The sequence below is a fragment of the Pseudomonadota bacterium genome (genome assembly GCA_041395565.1).
In the GTDB taxonomy this organism is placed as follows: Bacteria; Pseudomonadota; Gammaproteobacteria; order UBA9214; family UBA9214; genus UBA9214.
Window position 1 is genome coordinate 57,723 of sequence record JAWLAI010000007.1, and the last position, 19,304, is coordinate 77,026.

The 19,304-nt window shown below is 67.0% G+C and carries 17 protein-coding genes, 1 tRNA gene and 1 pseudogene; 1 reads left to right on the forward strand and 18 read right to left on the reverse strand.

The window, feature by feature from the left end:
• Positions 1-159: 159 nt before the first annotated feature.
• The 6 genes from rplI to rnr all read right to left on the reverse strand — a co-directional run bounded on the left by rplI (position 160) and on the right by rnr (position 5,545).
• Entirely contained in the window at positions 160-606 is a 447-nt protein-coding gene (rplI, locus tag R3F42_12050) for a 50S ribosomal protein L9 (protein ID MEZ5542762.1), read from the reverse strand.
• Between the two features lie 26 nt (positions 607-632).
• A complete protein-coding gene (locus tag R3F42_12055; GenBank protein MEZ5542763.1) occupies positions 633-1,589 on the reverse strand; it encodes a hypothetical protein in 957 nt (318 codons plus the stop codon).
• Positions 1,590-1,641: 52 nt separating this feature from the next.
• A complete protein-coding gene (gene rpsR, locus R3F42_12060; protein MEZ5542764.1) occupies positions 1,642-1,866 on the reverse strand; it encodes a 30S ribosomal protein S18 in 225 nt (74 codons plus the stop codon).
• A 50-nt stretch (positions 1,867-1,916) separates the two neighbouring features.
• Positions 1,917-2,321 (reverse strand): 30S ribosomal protein S6, encoded by a 405-nt coding sequence (gene rpsF, locus R3F42_12065; GenBank protein ID MEZ5542765.1) that lies wholly within the window; start codon positions 2,319-2,321, stop codon positions 1,917-1,919.
• Positions 2,322-2,514: 193 nt separating this feature from the next.
• Positions 2,515-3,267, reverse strand: a complete 753-nt coding sequence (gene rlmB, locus R3F42_12070; protein MEZ5542766.1) for a 23S rRNA (guanosine(2251)-2'-O)-methyltransferase RlmB — start codon at positions 3,265-3,267, stop codon at positions 2,515-2,517.
• 13 nt (positions 3,268-3,280) lie between these two features.
• Positions 3,281-5,545, reverse strand: a complete 2,265-nt coding sequence (gene rnr, locus R3F42_12075; GenBank protein ID MEZ5542767.1) for a ribonuclease R — start codon at positions 5,543-5,545, stop codon at positions 3,281-3,283.
• 115 nt (positions 5,546-5,660) lie between these two features.
• Here rnr and R3F42_12080 point away from each other — a divergent pair.
• Positions 5,661-5,747: transfer RNA gene (locus tag R3F42_12080), tRNA-Leu, on the forward strand.
• A gap of 29 nt (positions 5,748-5,776) precedes the next feature.
• Here the strand turns inward: R3F42_12080 and R3F42_12085 are convergent.
• The 12 genes and pseudogenes from R3F42_12085 to R3F42_12140 form a co-directional block, all read right to left on the reverse strand.
• Complete coding sequence (locus tag R3F42_12085) at positions 5,777-7,069, reverse strand: adenylosuccinate synthase (protein ID MEZ5542768.1); 1,293 nt, start codon at positions 7,067-7,069, stop codon at positions 5,777-5,779.
• A 128-nt stretch (positions 7,070-7,197) separates the two neighbouring features.
• Positions 7,198-8,385 carry an ATP phosphoribosyltransferase regulatory subunit gene (locus tag R3F42_12090; GenBank protein MEZ5542769.1) on the reverse strand — a complete coding sequence of 396 codons (1,188 nt, stop codon included), beginning with the start codon at positions 8,383-8,385 and terminating at the stop codon, positions 7,198-7,200.
• 16 nt (positions 8,386-8,401) lie between these two features.
• Positions 8,402-8,602 (reverse strand): DUF2065 domain-containing protein, encoded by a 201-nt coding sequence (locus R3F42_12095; protein ID MEZ5542770.1) that lies wholly within the window; start codon positions 8,600-8,602, stop codon positions 8,402-8,404.
• A gap of 47 nt (positions 8,603-8,649) precedes the next feature.
• A complete protein-coding gene (gene hflC, locus R3F42_12100) occupies positions 8,650-9,525 on the reverse strand; it encodes a protease modulator HflC (GenBank protein ID MEZ5542771.1) in 876 nt (291 codons plus the stop codon).
• A gap of 2 nt (positions 9,526-9,527) precedes the next feature.
• The gene (gene hflK / locus R3F42_12105) at positions 9,528-10,658 is read right to left on the reverse strand and encodes an FtsH protease activity modulator HflK (protein MEZ5542772.1); all 1,131 of its coding nucleotides are present in this window, start codon (positions 10,656-10,658) and stop codon (positions 9,528-9,530) included.
• A gap of 68 nt (positions 10,659-10,726) precedes the next feature.
• Positions 10,727-12,049, reverse strand: coding sequence for a ribosome rescue GTPase HflX (hflX, locus tag R3F42_12110; protein ID MEZ5542773.1), 1,323 nt, complete (start codon positions 12,047-12,049; stop codon positions 10,727-10,729).
• Positions 12,050-12,078: 29 nt separating this feature from the next.
• Positions 12,079-12,333, reverse strand: a complete 255-nt coding sequence (hfq, locus tag R3F42_12115) for an RNA chaperone Hfq (GenBank protein MEZ5542774.1) — start codon at positions 12,331-12,333, stop codon at positions 12,079-12,081.
• A gap of 138 nt (positions 12,334-12,471) precedes the next feature.
• Positions 12,472-13,419, reverse strand: coding sequence for a tRNA (adenosine(37)-N6)-dimethylallyltransferase MiaA (miaA, locus tag R3F42_12120; protein MEZ5542775.1), 948 nt, complete (start codon positions 13,417-13,419; stop codon positions 12,472-12,474).
• 545 nt (positions 13,420-13,964) lie between these two features.
• Positions 13,965-15,753: pseudogene (gene mutL / locus R3F42_12125) on the reverse strand (DNA mismatch repair endonuclease MutL).
• A gap of 82 nt (positions 15,754-15,835) precedes the next feature.
• Positions 15,836-17,200: an N-acetylmuramoyl-L-alanine amidase gene (locus R3F42_12130; protein ID MEZ5542776.1), complete on the reverse strand. Its 1,365-nt coding sequence runs from the start codon at positions 17,198-17,200 to the stop codon at positions 15,836-15,838.
• A 134-nt stretch (positions 17,201-17,334) separates the two neighbouring features.
• Entirely contained in the window at positions 17,335-17,796 is a 462-nt protein-coding gene (gene tsaE, locus R3F42_12135) for a tRNA (adenosine(37)-N6)-threonylcarbamoyltransferase complex ATPase subunit type 1 TsaE (protein ID MEZ5542777.1), read from the reverse strand.
• Positions 17,784-19,286, reverse strand: coding sequence for an NAD(P)H-hydrate dehydratase (locus tag R3F42_12140; protein MEZ5542778.1), 1,503 nt, complete (start codon positions 19,284-19,286; stop codon positions 17,784-17,786). The genes tsaE and R3F42_12140 overlap by 13 nt, the downstream gene beginning before the upstream one ends.
• Between the last annotated feature and the right edge of the window lie 18 nt (positions 19,287-19,304).

A 19,304-nucleotide genomic window follows, 5' to 3' on the forward strand; every position in this document is an offset into this window, starting at 1 on the left:
ATAAATAGCACAGTCACCGCGCGAACACACCATTGCGTTGCAGCAGTAATTGTGCCTCGCGCCTGCACGGTCGCGTGGCGCCATGCGGACGCTGTCACGCGTCCGCATGGTGCTTGTTCAGTTACAGGAAGTTGCAGCCGGAAGTGACTGCAGGATGGATTATTCCGGCGTAATGCTCAGTTTTATCGTTGCATTGACATCGCTATGCAGGTGCAGGTGCACTTCGTACTCGCCGACCTGGCGAAACACACCTTCCGGCAGACGTATCTCGTGACGGTCGACTTCAACGCCCTGCGCCATAATCGCGCTGGCGATGTCCGCGGTACCGACAGAACCGAACAGCTTGCCCTCGTCGCCGGCGTTCGCAGCGATACTGACGTGCATGCCTTCCAGCTGCTCGCAGCGTGCCTGGGCGGCGGCGAGCGCCTCTGCGGCGGCCTGTTCCAGCTCGGCGCGCATGGATTCGAAGGCGGCGATGTTCTCCGGCGTCGCCAGCTTCGCCTTGCCCTTGGGTACCAGGTAGTTTCTGCCGAAACCCGGCTTGACCTTGACCCTGTCGCCCATGGCACCGAGATTCTCGATCTTCTCAAGCAGGATGATTTCCATGTTTACAACCTCTGAAAGTAGTTATGTCAATTGCTTCCGGTCGCGCCCCGCCGCAGCCGCCGCCGGAAGTCGATCCAGGTGTCCAGCAGTCCGCCCGTGGCCAGCACCAGGCTCGCCTGCGGCACGAATACCAGCGCCAGGTACACGCCGACCAGCATGCCCGCGCCCCACCTGACCTGTTGCAGCAGGCTGTGCAGCACGGCCAGCCCGATCAACAGGTACGGGACCAGCATTATCATGGCCAGCTGCGCGCCCAGCGCGCCGCCGGTGCCCGGTACCACCCGCGCCAGTACCAGCATGGCCAGGGTCAGCAGCCCCGCCATCGAACCCAGGCGCAGCCGGCAGAATTCCTCGCGAAAGGCGCCGGGTCGCACCAGCAGCGACTGCCACCAGCGCGCCAGCAACAGGCTGCCCGTGACACCGGTGATCTGCGACGCCACCACGGCACCGGTCAGCAGCGCGGCGATCCGGGCGCGCAACGCACCGTCGTCCAGCCAGCCGAAGGTGACACCGACCTCCTGCAGCGCCTTGCCGAAATCCTGCAGGCGCTGATCCCACCATTGAGCGGGATCATCGAAATACCCGTATGCCGCCAGCAGCAGGCAGGCACCGAAAGCCACGGCCGCCAGCAGCGCGTGCCCCAGCGATCGCGTCTGCCGCAGCACCGCTGCCAGCAGCCAGCACGGCAGCCACAACAGCAACACCGTCAGCAGGCTCATCACCTGTATGGCGTGTACGCCACCCTGTTCCATGACCAGGCCCAGCGCCTGGTAGCACAGCAGCGTGGCTGCACTCGCCAGCAGCAGCACCTGTAGCCCGGACACGACCCCGATGTGCAGGGTCACCAGCGCCACGGCCGCCGCCGCCATGTATCCGAACACCGTGGTGAACGGTACGTACAGGTAGGTGAGTATGCCCGCGACGGCGATAACCAGTACGGCCGTCCAGCGCCCCCTGACAATGAGTTCTGCCAGGCTTTTCATGCCAACCCGCTGCGTTGGGCTCCAGCCTGCGGAACCCGGTGCGGATACAGCGCTAGTGCGCGTCCGTGTATGGCAGCAGGGACAGATAGCGCGCACGCTTGATCGCGGTGGACAGCTGGCGCTGGTACTTGGCCTTGGTGCCGGTGATGCGGCTGGGCACGATCTTGCCGGTTTCGGTGATGTACTGCTTCAGGACGGCGAGATCCTTGTAATCGATTTCCTTGGTGTCCTCCGCGGTAAAGCGGCAGAACTTGCGGCGACGGTAGAAACGGGCCATGGTGTTTCCTCTTCGATGCTGTAGACGTTGCGTTATCAGGAGGTCGCGGCCTAGGCCGCATCCTCGTCGTCGGACGCGCCGCGGTCGCTGTCGGCATTGCTGCTGTCGTCGCGACTCTCGCGCTCGCGTTTCTCGTCCGGCTTCTTGATCAGCGGCGAGGCCTCGGTGACGGCCTCGTTGCGATTGATCACGAGATTGCGGATAACGGCGTCGTTGAAGCGGAAGGAACTGTTCAGCTCGTCCAGCACGGCGGTGCTGCACTCGATGTTCATCAGCACGTAGTGCGCCTTGTGCAGCTTCTGGATCGGATAGGCCAGCTGGCGGCGGCCCCAGTCCTCCAGACGGTGGATCCTGCCGCCGTCGCTCTCGATCGTCGCCCGATAGCGCTCGATCATGGCAGGCACCTGTTCGCTCTGGTCAGGGTGGACCAGAAACACGACTTCGTAATGTCTCATCTAAGACCCCTTGTGGATTAGCAGCCTGCGGTCGCTGCCGCAGGCAAGGAGCTGGTTTTTCAGCTGATAATCAGCCGCTTGTAAAGAGCGCGCATTCTAGGGGATGACACCGGCCATGTAAAGCCGGTACCGGGCGGTCCGCCCGGCGGACCGCGACGGGGTGCCGCGAATACAAGCTATCCCGCTGTTACCGCTATATTTTCCGGGCCGAACGCTGACGCACGGCCTCGAACAGCAGGACCCCGGCCGCCACTGAGACGTTCAGGCTCGAGACCGTGCCGGCCATGGGGATGGCCACCTCGAAATCGCACAGTTCGCGGGTCAGCCGGCGCAGACCGCCGCCCTCGCCGCCCAGCACCAGCGCGAGCGGCCCGGTCAGGTCGGCCGCATAGACCGGCTGCGGCGCGCTGTCACTGGCACCGTAGAGCCAGATGCCCGCCGCACGCAGGGTGCGCAGGCAGCGCGCCAGATTGGTTACCGTAACCACCGGCAGGGCCTGTACCGCGCCGCAGGCAACCTTGTGCACCACCGGCGTGATGCCGGTGGCGCGGTCCCTGGGCAGGATCACCGCATGCACGCCGGCGGCATCCGCGCTGCGCAGGCAGGCGCCAAGGTTGTGCGGATCCTGCACACCGTCCAGCACGAGCAGCAAGGCCGGTTCCCCGAGCGCGGCAAGCAGGGCCGGCAGGGCCTGCTCGTCCAGCGCGAGGCCGTCGCCCCGCACCGTGGCGAGGACACCCTGATGATTGATTCCCGGGAGGCGCTGATCCAGCGCTTTCCGGCTCACGCGCTCGACACTGATACCGGCCGCTTGCGCCTGTGCCAGCAGCGCGGCGCGGCGTGTGTCGCCACCGCCGACAATGGCCAGTGCAGCCACCGCCGTCGGGCGCGTGGCCAGCAGCGCCGCCACGGCATGCATCCCGTAGACATGTTCCGGCCTACTCATGAAACCTGCCGGCTCACTGGCGCGACTTGCGACGCAGGCCGGAACCGCGCCGGGCCTTGCGTCCCCTGCCGCTGCGTCCGGCGGCCTGCTCGTCCAGCTCGAAATCGATCTTGCGCTCGTCGAGATTGACCTGCATCACCCGGACGGTCACCTCGTCGCCGAGCCGGAAGATGCGCCGGGTACGCTCGCCGATGAGCCAGTGCCGGGTCGGCTCGTAATGGTAGAAGTCATTGCCGAGCGCGGTGACGTGCACCAGGCCTTCGACATAGATGTCGGACAGTTCCACGAAAATCCCGAACGAGGTCGTGGCGCTGATGATGCCGGCGAAGCTCGCGCCGATCTTGTCCAGCATGTACTCGCACTTCAGCCAGTCGATGGCATCGCGCGTGGCATCGTCGGCGCGTTGCTCGGTCGCCGAGCAGTGCTCGCCCAGGTCGAGCATGTCGCCGGACGTGTAGTGAAAGGACTTCGACTTGCGACCCGCCAGCACGTGGCGGATGGCACGATGCACCAGCAGGTCGGGATAGCGCCGGATCGGCGAGGTGTAGTGCACGTACTGCGGATGCGCCAGGCCGAAGTGCCCGATATTGACCGGGCTGTATTCGGCGCGCGGCATGGAACGCAGCAATACGGTGTTGATCAGATGTTCGTCCGGGCGCCCGCGCACCTGTTCCAGCAACGCGGAATAGTCACGCGCCGCGGGTTTTGCCCCGCCCCGCAGCCCGAGCCCCAGCTCGTTGAGGAATTCCTGCAGGTCGGAGATCTTCTCCGGCGCCGGGGTCGCGTGCACGCGGTACAGCGTGGGCATGTTATGCCGTTCCAACAGCCTCGCGGCGGCGACGTTGGCGGCAATCATGCATTCCTCGATGACCTTGTGGGCATCGTTGCGCACCAGCGGCACGATGCGCTCGATCTTGCGCTCCTGCCCGAACACGATGCGCGTCTCCGTGGTCTCGAAATCGATCGCGCCGCGCTTCGTGCGCGCAGCGCGCAAAGCCTGGTAGAGCAGGTACAGTTCGTCGAGATGCGGCAGCAGCGCCGTGCGCCGTGCGCGCGCCGCCGCGTCGCGCTCGACCATGATCGCGGCGGCCTCGTCGTAGGTCAGGCGCGCGTGCGAGCGCATCAGGCCGTCGAAGAAGCGCGACCGCACCAGGCTGCCGTCGCGCTTGATGATCATCTCGCACACCAGGCACAGGCGGTCGACATCCGGATTCAGCGAGCACAGGCCGTTGGACAGGATCTCGGGCAGCATCGGGATGACACGCTCGGGGAAGTACACCGAGTTGCCGCGCTCGCGCGCCTCCAGGTCCAGCGCCGTATCGGGCTTGACGTAGTGCGACACGTCGGCGATCGCCACCAGCAGGCGCCAGCCCCCGGCCGTGCGTTCGCAGCACACCGCATCGTCGAAATCGCGCGCATCCACGCCATCGATGGTGACCAGCGGCGTCTTGCGCAGGTCCTCGCGGCCGCGTTTCGCCGCAGCCGGCACCTCCGCACCCAGACCCGCGATCTCCTGCGTCACGGCCGCCGGCCAGACCAGCGGCACGTCGTGGCTGCGTATGGCGATGTCGATCTCCATGCCCGGCGCCATGTGGTCGCCGAGCACCTCCAGCACCCTGCCGACCGGCGGCGTGCGCTTGGTCGGCTGCTCGATGATCTCGACGGTGACGATCTGTCCGTGCGCCGCGCCGCCCGCCGCCCCCGCCGGCACGACGATTTCCTGCGGCAGACGCTTGCTGTCGGGGCTGACGAAGGTGGCGCCGTGCTCGTTGTAGAAACGACCCACGACCTGCTGGGTATTGCGCCGCAACACCTCGACCACCGAACCCTCGCGCCGCCCGCGCCGGTCCACGCCGGTGATGCGCACCAGCGCACGGTCGTTATGGAACAGCGCGCGCATCTGGCGCGCCGACAGGAACACGTCGTCGCTGGCGTCGTCCGGCACCAGGAAGCCGAAGCCGTCCGGGTGGCCCAGCACGCGGCCGGCAACCAGGTCCAGGCGGTCGGCCACGGCATAGCGGTCGCGCCGGTTCTGCACCAGCTGGCCGTCGCGGGTCATGGCGTTCAGACGACGTCGCAGCGCCTCCAGGCCGTCCTCCGTGTCGATCCCGAGCAGCGTGGCCAGTTCCTCGCGGCTGACAGGGTGATCGACCTCGTTGATGATCTCGAGGATATGCTCGCGGCTGGCGATCGGCCGTTCATAGCGCGCTGCCTCGCGGTCCGCGTGCGGATCGCGCCGGCCGCGGGAGGACGACTTGTTACGGGTTTTTCGTGGCATCGGGGCTGACTCGGGTGCCGCGGCAGATGCGCATCGCGGCAGGTAAATTGACAAGAGAAAAATCAGGCGGTAGAGTTCGCGGCTCGCCAGGCAGCTTCATGCTGTCATCCATCCCGCCGAGGTGGTGAAATTGGTAGACACGCTAGCTTCAGGTGCTAGTGGGGGTAACCCCGTGGAGGTTCAAGTCCTCTCCTCGGCACCACTTCCCTGCCGCTCCGGCGCCCGCCCCGCTCAGTCATAGGGATTCTGCAGCACGATCGTCTCCGCGCGGTCGGGACCGGTCGAGACGATGGCGATCGGCGTGGCACACAACTCCTCGATCTTGCGCAGATAGGACCGGGCGGCGGCCGGCAGATCCTCCAGCCGTTTCGCGCCCACGGTCGATTCCTGCCATCCCGGCATTTCGATGTACTCCGGCCGGCAGCGTTCCAGCAGGTCGGCACCGGCCGGGGGCACCTCGATGCGCTCGCCGTCGAGCGTGTAGGCGACGCAGATCTGCAGCGTATCGAGCCCGTCCAGCACGTCCAGCTTGGTGATGCACATGCCGGTCACGCTGTTGATCTCCAGCGAACGCCGCAGGGCGACGGTGTCCAGCCAGCCGCAGCGGCGCTTGCGCCCGGTGGTGGCCCCGAACTCGTGGCCGCGCTCGCCGAGGTGGTCGCCGTCGGCATCGAACAGCTCGGTCGGGAACGGGCCGGCACCGACGCGCGTGGTATAGGCCTTGACGATACCCAGTACGTAATCGAGATGACGCGGTCCCACACCGCTGCCACTGGCCGCGCCGCCGGCCGTGGTGGTCGACGAGGTGACATAGGGATAGGTGCCGTGGTCGATGTCCAGCAACGCGCCCTGTGCGCCCTCGAACATGATGTCGCGGCCCTCGCGGCGCAGGCGGTGCAGCAGTCCGGGGATGTCCGCGACCAGCGGCCGGATCTGCTCGGCCTGGGCCAGCGCGGTGTCGAGCACCTGCCGGTAGTCGACGGGTGCGGCCTTGAAATAATGCACTAGCGCGTGGTTGTGGTATTCCATGACCTCGCGCAGGCGTTCAGTGAAATGCGCGGCATCCAGCATCTCGCCCAGCCGCAATCCGCGGCGCGACACCTTGTCTTCGTAGGCCGGACCGATACCGCGCCCGGTGGTGCCGATGGCCTTCTTGCCGCGCGCCGCCTCGCGCGCCTGGTCGAGCGCGATGTGATAGGGCAGGATCAGCGGGCAGGACTCGCTGATCCGCAGACGTGCGCGCGCCGGCACGCCGGCCGCCTCCAGCATGGCAAGCTCTTCCAGCAGCGCATCCGGCGAGAGCACGACGCCGTTGCCGATCAGGCACAGCACGTTCGCGCGCAGGATGCCGGACGGGATCAGGTGCAGCACCGTCTTGGCACCGTCGATGACCAGGGTATGGCCGGCGTTGTGCCCGCCCTGGAAGCGCACCACCGCCGCGGCGCGATCGGTGAGCAGGTCGACGACCTTGCCCTTGCCCTCGTCACCCCACTGGGTACCAATGACGACTACGTTCTTGCCCATGACTTGTCTCGCTCTGATCTTAATGATGTCCTGTTGGTTAGCGGCGCAGCAACGCCGCTGCCGGCGCGGCCCCGCCGTGCCGGTGACCACATGTCATGCAGGGTACCCGCTACTGCTGCGCCGCCGGATCAGCCCAGCGGCCTGACCACCCAGCCGCCCGCCTCCCGCACCAGTTGCCGCTCGCAGCCCAGCTCGCGCGCGGTTCCGGCCTGACCCGGCAGGCCGCGCAGTACCCGTTCCCCCCGGCCGCGCAGCTCGGCCACCGCCGCCTCCAGCGGCCCCTCGCTGTCCGCGGGTGCGAATATTGCACCCGGGCGGCCGGAGAAGTCACGCGGACTGAGGTCCATCAGGGTTTTCAGATCGGTACTGAAGCCGGTCGCCGGCCGCGCCCGCCCGAAGACCTCGCCGATCGCATCGTAGCGCCCGCCGCGGGCGATCTCCTGCCCGCAACCGGGCACGAACACGGCGAACACCATGCCGGTCTGGTAACGGTAGCCGCGCAGTTCGGCCAGGTCGAAATCGATCTGCACGTCGCCGGCATGGGCCTGCAGCCGGTCGGCGATGGCGCGCAGGTTCTCCAGCGCCTGGATCACCTTCGCGCCGGCGCCGTCGAGCACCTCGCGCGCGCCGTAGAGCACGTCCCAGCTGCCATTGAGGCCGGCCAGCGCTGCCAGTCGTGCCCGCGGCCCCGGATCGCGCACCAGCTGATCCAGCATCTCGCCGATCTCGACCTCCGCCTTGCGCTGCAGCGCTTCGAACAGATCGTTCTCCTGCCCGACGTTCAGGCCGGCGTCGTGCGCGAGGCCGCGGAAGATGCCGACGTGGCCGAGGTTGAGATGCAGATCGGGAATCTCCAGCAGCGCCAGCGACTCCAGCACCAGACGCAGGATCTCGACATCGCTGTCGACGCCGGCGTGGCCGAACAGTTCGGCGCCGACCTGCAACGGGCTGCGGGAACCGCCGAAACCGTCGCTGCGGGTGTGCAGCACGGTGCCCAGGTAGCAAAGCCGGGTCGGGGCGTCGCGGCGCAGCGGATGGGCATCGATACGCGCGGCCTGCGGCGTCATGTCGGCGCGTATCCCCAGCATGCGTCCGCTCAGCAGGTCGGTGACCTTGAAGGTCTGCAGGTCGAGGTCATTGCCGGCGCCGGTCAGCAGCGACTCGAGGTACTCGATCAGCGGCGGCATGATCAGCTCGTAGCCCCAGCGCGAAAACAGGTCGAGCAGTTCGCGCCGCGCATACTCCAGCCGCCACGCCTCTGGGGGCAGCACCTCCTCGACGCCTTCCGGCAGCAACCACTGATCCTTGCGACTCATGTCGGTTTCCTGTGTTTCAGCCACGCACCAGGTACAGCAGGAGCGTCCCGAGCGCCATGCTGGCCAGTCCGGCCAGGCGCAGCGTCCGGTCATCGACCTGCGACACGGTCTCCAGCATGCGCCGCATGCCGCCCGGGTTGAGAAACGGCAGCATGCCCTCGATGACCAGCACCAGCGCGAGTGCGGCGAGCAGGTCGGCCCAGTTCAGCACGGGCATGCCGACCGGGCCGGGGCTGTGCCGGCAGAGCGCGCCGCGTGCCGCACCTACCTGTCAGCCTGGCTGCCGCCGGTGCTCCCGAAATAACGGAAGAACTCGGAATCGGGCTCGAGCACCAGCACGTCCTGCGGACTCGCCAGCGCCGTGCGATAGGCGTTCATGCTGCGGTAGAAATCGTAGAACTCGCGGTTCTTGCCGTAGGCCTTGCCGTAGATTTCCGTCGCCTTGGCGTCGCCCTCGCCGCGGATCTTCTCGGCGTCGCGCTGGGCCTCGGCGAGGATGACCGTACGCTCGCGCTCGGCGACGGCACGGATCCCCTTGGCGGCCTCCTCGCCCTGGGCGCGGTGTTCCTTGGCGATACGCTCGCGTTCGGCGCGCATACGCTGGAACACCGAGTTGCGGACATCCTCGGGCAGCTCGATCTGCTTGATGCGCACGTCGATGATCTCGATACCGAACGGCGATACCTCGGTGTTGCCGACCCGGGTGAGGTTGTCCATCATCTGGGCGCGCTCGCCGGAGACGACCTGCTTGATGGTGCGCTGATCGAATTCGAGCTGCAGACCGTTCTTGATGATCTGCAGCAGGCGCAGGCTCGCCGCGCGTTCGTCACCCACGAACGAGGTGTAGAACTTCGCGGCGTCGGCGATGCGCCACTTGATGAAGAAGTTGACGGAGACGTTCTTCTTCTCGCTGGTCAGGAAGCGCTCGGGGCGCGTGTCCAGCGTGAGGATGCGCTTGTCGAACTTGCGCACGTTGTTGAGCGGCCAGGGCGCCTTGAAATGCAGGCCCGGGCCGTAATCCGCGCGCACGATCTCGCCGAGCTGGAAGCGGATCGCGACCTGGCGCTCGTCGACGATGAAGATCGAGGTCATGGCGACCAGGGCGGCCAGTGCCAGCAGTACTATCAGGACTCGGACCATGATCAACGCCCTCCCTCGCCGCGCGTGCTGCGGCGCAGCGGGATATCGGGCTGCTCGCCCGTCGCCGCATCCGGCAGGTACGAGGCGCCCATGTCCGGCGTCGACAGCATGCTGCCGCGCGACTCCATCAGGCGATCCAGCGGGATGTACATGAGGTTGTTGCCGTCCTTGACCTGCATGACGACCTTGCTGGTGTTCGCCAGCACGTACTCCATGGTCTCGAGGTACATGCGCTTGCGGGTCACCTCGGGCGCCTTCTCGTACTCGGTCAGCGTCTGCAGGAAGCGGCTGGCCTCGCCCTCGGCCTTGGCGATGACCTGCTCGCGGTAGGCGTTTGCGTCCTCGCGCTTGCGCGTGGCGTCACCGCGCGCCTTGGGCAGGATATCCAGGGCATAGGCCTCGGCCTGGTTCTTGTAGCGCACCTCGTCCTCCTGCGCCTTGATGGCATCCTCGAACGCGCCCTGCACTTCCTCCGGCGGCTGCGGATCCTGCAGGTTGACGCTGGTGAGCACCAGGCCGGTGCGGTACTTGTCGAGCATCTCCTGGGTCAGGTCCTTGGTCTGCTGCACGATGGTGCCGCGGCCGCCGCTGAGGAAGGCGTCCATGGCGATGCCGCCGACCACCTCGCGCAACGCGCTCTCGGTGGCCTCCTGCAGGGTGAAATCAGGATCGCGGACCTGGAACACGTAGTCCTTCGCGTCCTTGATCTGGTACTGCACGGCCAGCTCGACCTGGATGATGTTCTCGTCCTTGGTCAGCATCTTGGCCCGGTGGCTGACCGTGCGCAGACGGTCGACATCGACCACGTCGACGGTGTCTACGCCACGCGGGTACCAGTGCGGTCCCGGCTCGGTGACGGCGTGGAACTTGCCCAGGCGCAGGACGACGCCGCGCTCGGCCGGTTCGACGATATAGATGCCGGAGAGCACCCACGCCAGCAGCGCGAGCACCAGCACCAGACCAAAATTGAACGGTTTGCCGTTACCGCCGCCACCGCGCCCGGCCCGGCCGCCGAAAAAGCTGTTCATGCGTTCGCGCAGCTTGCGCGCCACCTCGTCGAGGTCCGGCGGGCCTTCGTTACCGCCGCCACCCCACGGGTCGCGCTTGCCGCCACCCGGTTCATTCCATGCCATACGATACACTCCAGTCAGCAAACAATGCCCGGCACGCCGGTTGGCATGCGCACGGCCAGTGTGCAAGTTTAAGAAGCTTGGGCGGTGCCCGCAACAAGTGCGGAGGAATCAGCAGGATGGAATTCGCTCTCGCCCCCTGCCTCGCGAATCAGCCGGTCGATGTTACGCTGCGCCATGCAGATCTCCAGCCACCAGTTGCCACGCTCGTCGACACGCTCGGACAGGACCTGGCCGATAGTATACAGCGATGAGCGCACCGCCCCGGCCGTGACGGGCAGGCGCAGCCAGCCATGCACCTGGTGGCCCTCGAAATGCGCACTGAGCGCCTCTGAAAGCAGTTCCAGGCCGGCGCCGGACACCGCGGACACCCAGACCCGGTCCGGCAGGCCGTCCGGCCCGTATTCCAGATGCGGCTCGAGATCCGCCGCCAGGTCGATCTTGTTGTAGACCCGTATCTGCGGTATCTGTGCCGCCCCGATCTCCTCGAGCACCGCGTTCACCTGCTCGATGTGCGCGAGCTTCTCCTCGTCCTGGGAATCCACCACGTGCAGCAGCAGGTCGGCGCGCCGCGTCTCCTCGAGGGTGGCGCGGAATGCCGCGACCAGGTCATGCGGCAGGTGGCGGATGAAACCCACGGTGTCCGCCAGCACCAGCGGACCGACCCCGGGCACCTCGATGCGCCGCAGCGTGGGATCGAGCGTGGCGAACAGCTGGTCGGCCGCGTAGGCATGCGCACCGCTCAGGGTATTGAACAGCGTGGACTTGCCGGCGTTGGTGTAGCCGACCAGCGAAACCGTGGGAATCTCGGCACGGGCGCGCGCACGGCGACCCTGGTCGCGCTGGCGCTCCACCTTCTCGAGGCGACGGTTGATCATCTTGATGCGCGCATTGATCATGCGGCGGTCGGACTCGAGCTGGGTCTCGCCCGGTCCGCGCAGGCCGATACCGCCTTTCTGGCGCTCGAGATGCGTCCAGCCCCGCACCAGGCGGCTGGACAGGTGTGTCAGCTGCGCCAGTTCGACCTGCAGCTTGCCTTCGAAGGAACGTGCACGCTGCGCGAAGATATCCAGGATCAGGCCCGTGCGACCGAGCACGCGACAGGACAGCAGGCGCTCGAGATTGCGCTCCTGGCTGGGGCTCAGGGTGTGATTGAAGATCACGACGTCGGCTGCGTGTTCGCGTACCGCGACGTGGATTTCCTCGGCCTTGCCCTGACCGACGTACAGCCGGGGCTCGGGTACCGCGCGCGTCGCCGTGATGGTGGCGACCGGTGTCGCACCTGCGGAACGGACCAGCTCGGTGAATTCCTGCAGATCTTCCTGCCCGGCCTGTGCCGGGAAAAACACATGGACCAGTACGGCCCGCTCACCAGACTTAGGGCGTTCGAACAATCAACTGCACCATCATGAAGGGATCGTGTTCAGGCATTGCCGGGCTCCGAACCGCCCGCGTCGTCGCCGCCGGAGATCCGCACATTGCGCGCCGGCACCACCGTGGAGATCGCATGCTTGTAGACCATCTGGCTCACCGCATTCTTGAGCAGCACCACAAACTGATCAAATGATTCGATCTGACCCTGCAGCTTGATGCCGTTCACCAGGTAGATCGATACCGGGACTCGCTCTTTGCGCAGCGCATTCAAAAATGGATCCTGCAAAGATTGTCCTCTATTCATGTCATTATCTCCTTTTTGTTGTACTACCAGCCAGCTGTGGCCGACAGACCGCTAATTTCGCGTGAATATTAGTGGAATATGCGGTTTAATTCCACGATCTTTATCATACCTGTTTTCCTGCCGTATCACAGACTTGTTTCAGACCCGCGCCAGAACCTCGGCGACCCGTGCCGCAATGCGTCCGGGGGTCGCCGGATCCTCCGGCGCAAACACCTCGGCATCCCGCTCGCTGCGCAGCCAGGTGAGCTGCCGCCTGGCGTATTGCCGCGTGACCGCCGTGATTTTCCTGAGCATTTCCTCCCGTGACAGGCCGCCTGCGAGGTACTCCCACATCTGGCGGTAACCGACTGCGCGCAGGGCCGGGAGTTCCGGCGTCAGGTCGCCACGCCCCATCAGGGTGCGTACCTCGGCCTCGAACCCGGCCGCGAGCATGGCAGCAAAACGGGCCTCGATGCGCGCGTGCAGCAGCGCCCGGTCCGCAGGCATCAGGGCGAGCTTCAGCACCCGTGTCGGCAGCGCCGCGCCGCGCCCCCGCGCCAGCAACTCGCTCATCGGTTTCCCGGTCATTTCATAAACTTCCAGCGCACGCAGGATGCGCTGCGTATCGTTGGCATGGAGCCGCGCCGCAGTCGCCGGGTCCACCGCCGCCAGGCGCCGGTGCAGCGCCGCAAGCCCCTGCCCGGCCAGCTCGGCCTGCAGTGTGGCCCGCACGGCCGGGTCCGCGGCCGGCAACGGGGACAACCCCTGCTGCAGGGCGCGAAAATACAGGAAGGTCCCGCCGACCAGCAGCGGCACCCGCCCGTGCGCACCGATTTCGTGCATGGCGGCCAGCGCATCGGCACGAAACTCCGCCGCCGAATACGGCTCGGTCGGCTCGCGGATATCGATCAACCGGTGCGGGGCCTCGCGCAGCAGTGCCGGGCCCGGCTTGGCGGTCCCGATATCCATGCCGCGGTAGACCAGCGCCGAATCGACGCTGATGATCTCCAGCGGGAAGCGGCGCACCAGTTCGGCCGCCAGCGCGGTCTTGCCCGCGGCGGTCGGCCCCATCAGGAAGATGGCGGGCGGGAGATCGTGTTCAGACATTGACAGGAATCATCACGCGCAAAGCCGCCACGGCGCCATGTGCATCAAATCGCCTCAGCGGGCAAGCGTTCACACAGGATATACATGCGGTTCACGAAAAGTGTTCTGGGGCTGGGGTGATTGATTTTCAAGATCACTTGAACCTGTCTCGGAATATGTCCTGGTGTTGGATGACGTCACGTCCGCGGTGGCCGGCATCCAGAAACGCCTTTGAATACCGGATTTCCGCCTGCGCGGGAATGCCAACCGCATGCGCTTGCACTGCAAATCGGGATTTTGAGACTAGATCCATCTCAAAATTGGAAAATCCTGCGGTGGCCATGTTTCTTGTCATTCCGGCGCAGGCCGGAATCCAGTATTGCGCGGGTTTGCTGGATGCCCGCCTGCGCGGGCATGACGATGTACGAATGCTTGTACCAATTTTGAGATAGGTTCTAGTTAGTTACTCAGGCGTGCCATTGCCAAATAGACTTTCTCTGCGCTCTCCGTGCCCTCAGCGGCGTATTTCTCTTGGCGCCGTGGCGGCTTTGCGCGTGATGGTTGTTTTACCGACCGCGCAGAAACAGCTTGTCGAGTTCCGCCATGCCGAGCTGCACCCAGGTCGGACGTCCGTGATTGCACTGGCCGCTGCGTTCGGTGCGCTCCATGTCGCGCAGCAGGGCATTCATCTCCTCCTGCGTCAGGCGGCGGTTGGCGCGCACCGAGCCATGACAGGCCATGGTGGCCAGCAATTCGTTGACTGAATCCTGCACCCGCGTGCTGCTGCCATGCTCGAGCAGGTCGGACAGGACATCGCGCACCAGCGCCCCGATGTCCGCATCGTGCAGCAGTGCGGGGATGGCACGCACCACGATCTGCTCGCGGCCGAGCCGGTCGATATCCAGTCCCAGCGCCCGGAAGGTATCCTGCCGCGACTCGCTGGCGTCCGCCTCGCGGGCGCTGACATCCAGCCGCAGCGGCACCAGCAGCGGCTGCGAGCGGATGCCGGCCCCGGCTTCCGCCTGCTTGAGCTGTTCGTAGGTGATGCGCTCGTGGGCGGTGCGCATGTCGACCAGCACCAGGCCCTGCGCGTTCTGTGCGAGTAGTGTACACCCCGTGCAGCTGCGCCAATGCGAAACCGAGCGGATACGCCGCCACCGGCGCCGCCTCCGCCGGCACCGTGACCGGCGCGGCCGCGGGCGACGGATGCAGGTCGGCATAGCGGCTGACCTGCTCGCGCACATCCAGGCGCAGGCCGTGCTGGGCCGGGGGCGCGGCGTAGTGCCGGGCGCCGCCCGCGGCCGCGGCTGCCGGCCGTTCTGGCGGCGTCGGCGGCAGCGCAGCCGGCGCCGCCGGCCGCACCTGCGCCAACGCCTCGTGCAGGGTGCGGAACAGGAAATCGTGCACCAGGCGGCTGTCGCGGAAGCGCACCTCGTGCTTGGTCGGATGCGCATTGACGTCCACCGCGGCCGGCTCGATCGTCAGAAACAGCGCGTAGGCCGGATGCCGGCCATGGAACAGCACATCCTGATAGGCCTGGCGCACCGCGTGGGTGACCAGCTTGTCGCGCACCATACGGCCATTGACGTAGAAATGCTGCAGATCGGGCTGGCTGCGCGAAAACGCCGGCTGCGCGACCCAGCCGTGGAGCCGGAGTCCGGCTGCCGCGTGCTCCAGATACAGCGCCTGCTCCATGAAGGCCTTGCCGCACAGGTCGGCCACGCGCCGTTCCTGCTCGGCCTGGCTCGCGGCGGCGGGCAGGCGCAGCACGGTGCGCTGGTTGTGCTGCAGGGTGAAGGCCACCGGAAAACTCGATAGCGCGATGCGCTGCACGACCGTCTCGATATGCTTGTACTCGGTGCTGTCGCTGCGCAGGAACTTGCGCCGCGCGGGGGTGTTGAAGAACAGGTCGCGCACGTCGACGGTGGTGCCGCGGGGGTGCGCCACCGGCGCCGCTTCCAGCAGGCGGTCGGAACCGTCGCCCTGCACCATCCAGCCCTGCGCCGCCGTCGCGCTGCACGAACTCAGCTCCAGGCGCGACACCGAGGCGATGCTGGGCAGCGCCTCGCCGCGGAAACCGAGCGTGCCGATGCGTTCCAGGTCTTCGAGCGAGGTGATCTTGCTGGTGGCATGGCGTGACAGGGCCAGCGACAGCTCCTCGCGCGGGATCCCGCTGCCGTCGTCGCGCACCCGGATACGCTGGCGGCCGCCCTGTTCGATGTCGATGTCGATACGGGTCGCACCGGCGTCCAGGCTGTTTTCCAGCAGCTCCTTGACCACCGAGGCCGGCCGCTCGATGACCTCGCCCGCGGCGATCTGATTGACCAGTTGTGAAGGCAGGACCTGTATGGACATGACGGTACCGGGCAGTGGCGGATCGAGCCACCGATCATACCGTCCGCGGCGGTGCCGGAGTACCCCGGCGGGTGGAACCCGCTCAGCTGTCCTGGGTCGGGGGGATGCGCAGGGTGTCGCCGACACGCAGGGTGTCGGATTTCAGGCTGTTGTAGCCGCGCAGGTCGCTGAGCGACACGCTGAACTGTGCGGCGATCTCGCTCAGGGTATCGCCGCGCTTGACCACGTACTGGCGCGCCATCAGCGTGCCGGGCGGCGGATGCTTGCCGAAATAGTCGCGGATGCCGCGCAGCATCGCCTGCGCCAGCTTCTGCTGATGACCGGCTTCGCGCAGTTTCTGTTCCTCGGCGGGATTGGAGATGAATGCCGTCTCCACCAGGATCGACGGGATGTCGGGTGATTTCAGCACCACGAAGCCGGCCTGCTGCACACTGGTCTTGTGGGTCTTGCCCACCCGCTTGAGCTCGCCGAGCATGTTGTCCGCGACGCTGAAACTCGCCTCGAGCGTCGCGGTCTGCGACAGGTCGAGCAGGACCTCGCGCAACAGCTCGTCCTTGTCGTCCAGGCTCACGCCGCCGACCAGATCGGCGGCGTTCTCGCGCGCGGCCAGCACGCGGGCCATCTCGGAGGATGCGCCGCGCCGCGAGAGCACGTAGACCGAGGAGCCGGAGGCCCGGTGATCGGTGAAACCGTCGGCATGGATCGAGATGAACATGTCGGCCTTGTGTTTGCGCGCCTTCTCGATACGCTGGCGCAGGCCGATGTAGTAATCGCCCTCGCGGATCAGCACCGGCCGCATGCCGGGTTCCTGTTCGACCAGACCCGCCAGCTTCCTGGCAATGGACAGCACCACATCCTTCTCGCGTGTCTTGCGCCGGCCGATGGCGCCGGGATCGTCGCCGCCATGCCCGGCGTCGATCGCGATCACCAGGTCACGCGCCCGGTCGGGCGGGTTGGCGACGGTTGCCTTGGCATCGCGCTTTGCGGGTGCCGGTGCGGCCGCTGCGGGCGCGGGCGCTGCCGCTGCGGCCGTGGTGGCTGTCGCAGCCGCGCCTTCCGGGTACAGGTCGATCACCAGGCGGTTGCCGTACTGGCCGCTCGGCGGCAGGCTGAAACTCTTCGGCCTGACCGCCTGCTTGAGTTCGAGCACGATACGCAGCGTCTTCGGGTTGTTCTTGGCGGCACGGATGGCCGTGACGATGCCACCGCTGCCGCGCATGGCCTCGGGCGCCCGCGCCGCCGGCACGTCGATCACGAGACGGTCCGGATTCGGCAGCGTGAAGGCCTTGTGGCTGACCGGGGCGCTGGTGTCGAACACCACCCGGGTATGATCGGGCGCCGCCCAGAGCCGGACCTGCAGGAAATCCGCATCCGGGGCTGCGAATGCAAGCGATTGTCCTGAAAGGAAAATACAGATTCCTGTGAACAGCTTTCGCACGGCTCTCACGTCCCTATACCCTGAATCCGGTGGGGGATTCTAGCCACAAACGGGGAGAAATTGCAACAAAAATCTGTTTGTTCTCTACTAGATAGCGGTCAAAGCTACGCGTCAAGAAGAGGTCATATGGCTAACGGGCTAAATCACATGGATTCGAAGGAATCCAACATATGGCGTCCCTGCGCGGTTCCAGCCACCAGATCGACCATGCGTCCGGCTCCCGATGGCCTGATGCGAACCACCAGATCCGCCGCCGGCAGGACGCCCGCGCCGCGCTCCGGCCATTCGACCAGCAACAGCGCCCCGCTATCGAGCATGTCGCGCAGACCGAGCCATTCCAGCTCCTCGGGTTCCGCCAGACGGTACAGGTCGAGGTGATAGACCATGCCCTGCGCAACCGGATAGGGCTCGACCAGGGTATAGGTGGGACTGCGTACCGTACCCGTGTGACCGAGACCGCGCAGGATGCCGCGCGCGAGTGTGGTCTTGCCGGCGCCCAGCGCGCCTTCGAGACAGACGATGCCGCCCGCCAGCACGCCGGCCAGGCGTTCTCCGAGCGCGACCATGGCGGCGGCATCCGCGACCGCGAGCGTCATTCCTGGCATGCGGCGAGCACACCCCGCAGGGCCGCGATGACATCCCGCGCCAGCAGGCCGCGCTCGCCGCCTTGCGCGGCCTGGTCGGCCGCCCGGGCATGCAGGCAGACGCCGCCGACCGCCGCCGCCGCCGGCGACATCCCCTGCGCCAGCAGCGCCCCGAGCACCCCACTGAGCACGTCACCCATGCCGCCGGAGGCCATGCCGGGGTTGCCGGCCGCGCAGACCACGGGCAGTTGGTCGGGCGCGTGGATGATGGTGCCCGCTCCCTTCAGCACGACCACCCCGCCGTGGCGTGCGCCGATCGCCTGCGCCGCCGCAAAGCGGTCGGCCTGCACGGCATGGCTGTCCAGACCGGCCAGACGTGCGGCCTCGCCCGGATGCGGGGTGAGGATGCTGTGTGCGCACACGACCGGGTCTTGCGCCAGCAGATTGAGCGCATCGGCATCGATCACGCGCGGCTGGCGGGTGGTCAGCACATGCCCGAGCAGCGCCTGCGCCCAGGCGGAGCGACCCAGCCCCGGTCCGATCACGATCACCGTGGCCCTGGCCAGCAGCGGCTGCAAGTCATGCACCGTGTTCACGCCATGGCACATGAGTTCCGGGCAGCCGGCGCTGATTGCCGCGGCATGCTCCGGCCGGGTCGCCACGCTCACCAGCCCGGCGCCGCAGCGCAACGCGGCCTCGCCGGCCAGGCGGGCGGCGCCGGCCATGCCGTGATCGCCCCCCACCACCAGCACGTGTCCGAAATCGCCCTTGTGGGCGGTGCGCGAGCGCGGGACGGACAGCTCTGTGCGGGGCGGGCGCTCGAGCAACAGCGCCGCGGGTGGCACCCGCTGCAGGATCGGAACCGGCACCTCGAGATCGGCACAGAGGATCTCGCCGCAGTACGCAGGCCCGGCGCCGGTATAGAGCCCCGGCTTGCGGGCAATGAAAGTCACGGTCAACTGCGCCCGGATAGCGGCATCCGCCACCAGCCCGGTATCCGCGTGCAGACCGCTGGGGATGTCCAGCGCCACGACCGGCACGGTCAGGGCATTGACCGCTGCGATCATGTCGATCCAGTCGGCATCGAGGCGCCCGGCGAAGCCGGTGCCGAGCACCGCATCGACGACGAGATCGGCTGCCGCCAGCGCAGCGGCGTCATACGGGATCGCGCTGCCGCCGGCGGCGAGCCAGGCCGAGCGCGCCGTCTGCGCATCGCCGCGGATGCGCTCCGGATCACCGAGCTGCAACACCCGCACGTCGCGTCCGGCTGCGCGCGCGAGCCGCGCCAGTACGTAACCGTCGCCGCCGTTGTTGCCCGCACCGCACAGCACGACCAGCCGGCGCGCCTGCGGCCAGCGCCGGCGCAACGCCGCCCACGCGGCGGTGGCGGCCCGGGGCATCAGGGTGTAACCGGGAATGCCGGCTGCTTCGATCGCCAGCCGGTCGAGCTCGCGCAGCTGCTGCGCGCGATAGAGCGCAACGCCGCCGGGTGTCACTGCCTGTGCGGTCATGAGGTGCCTTGCAATTGC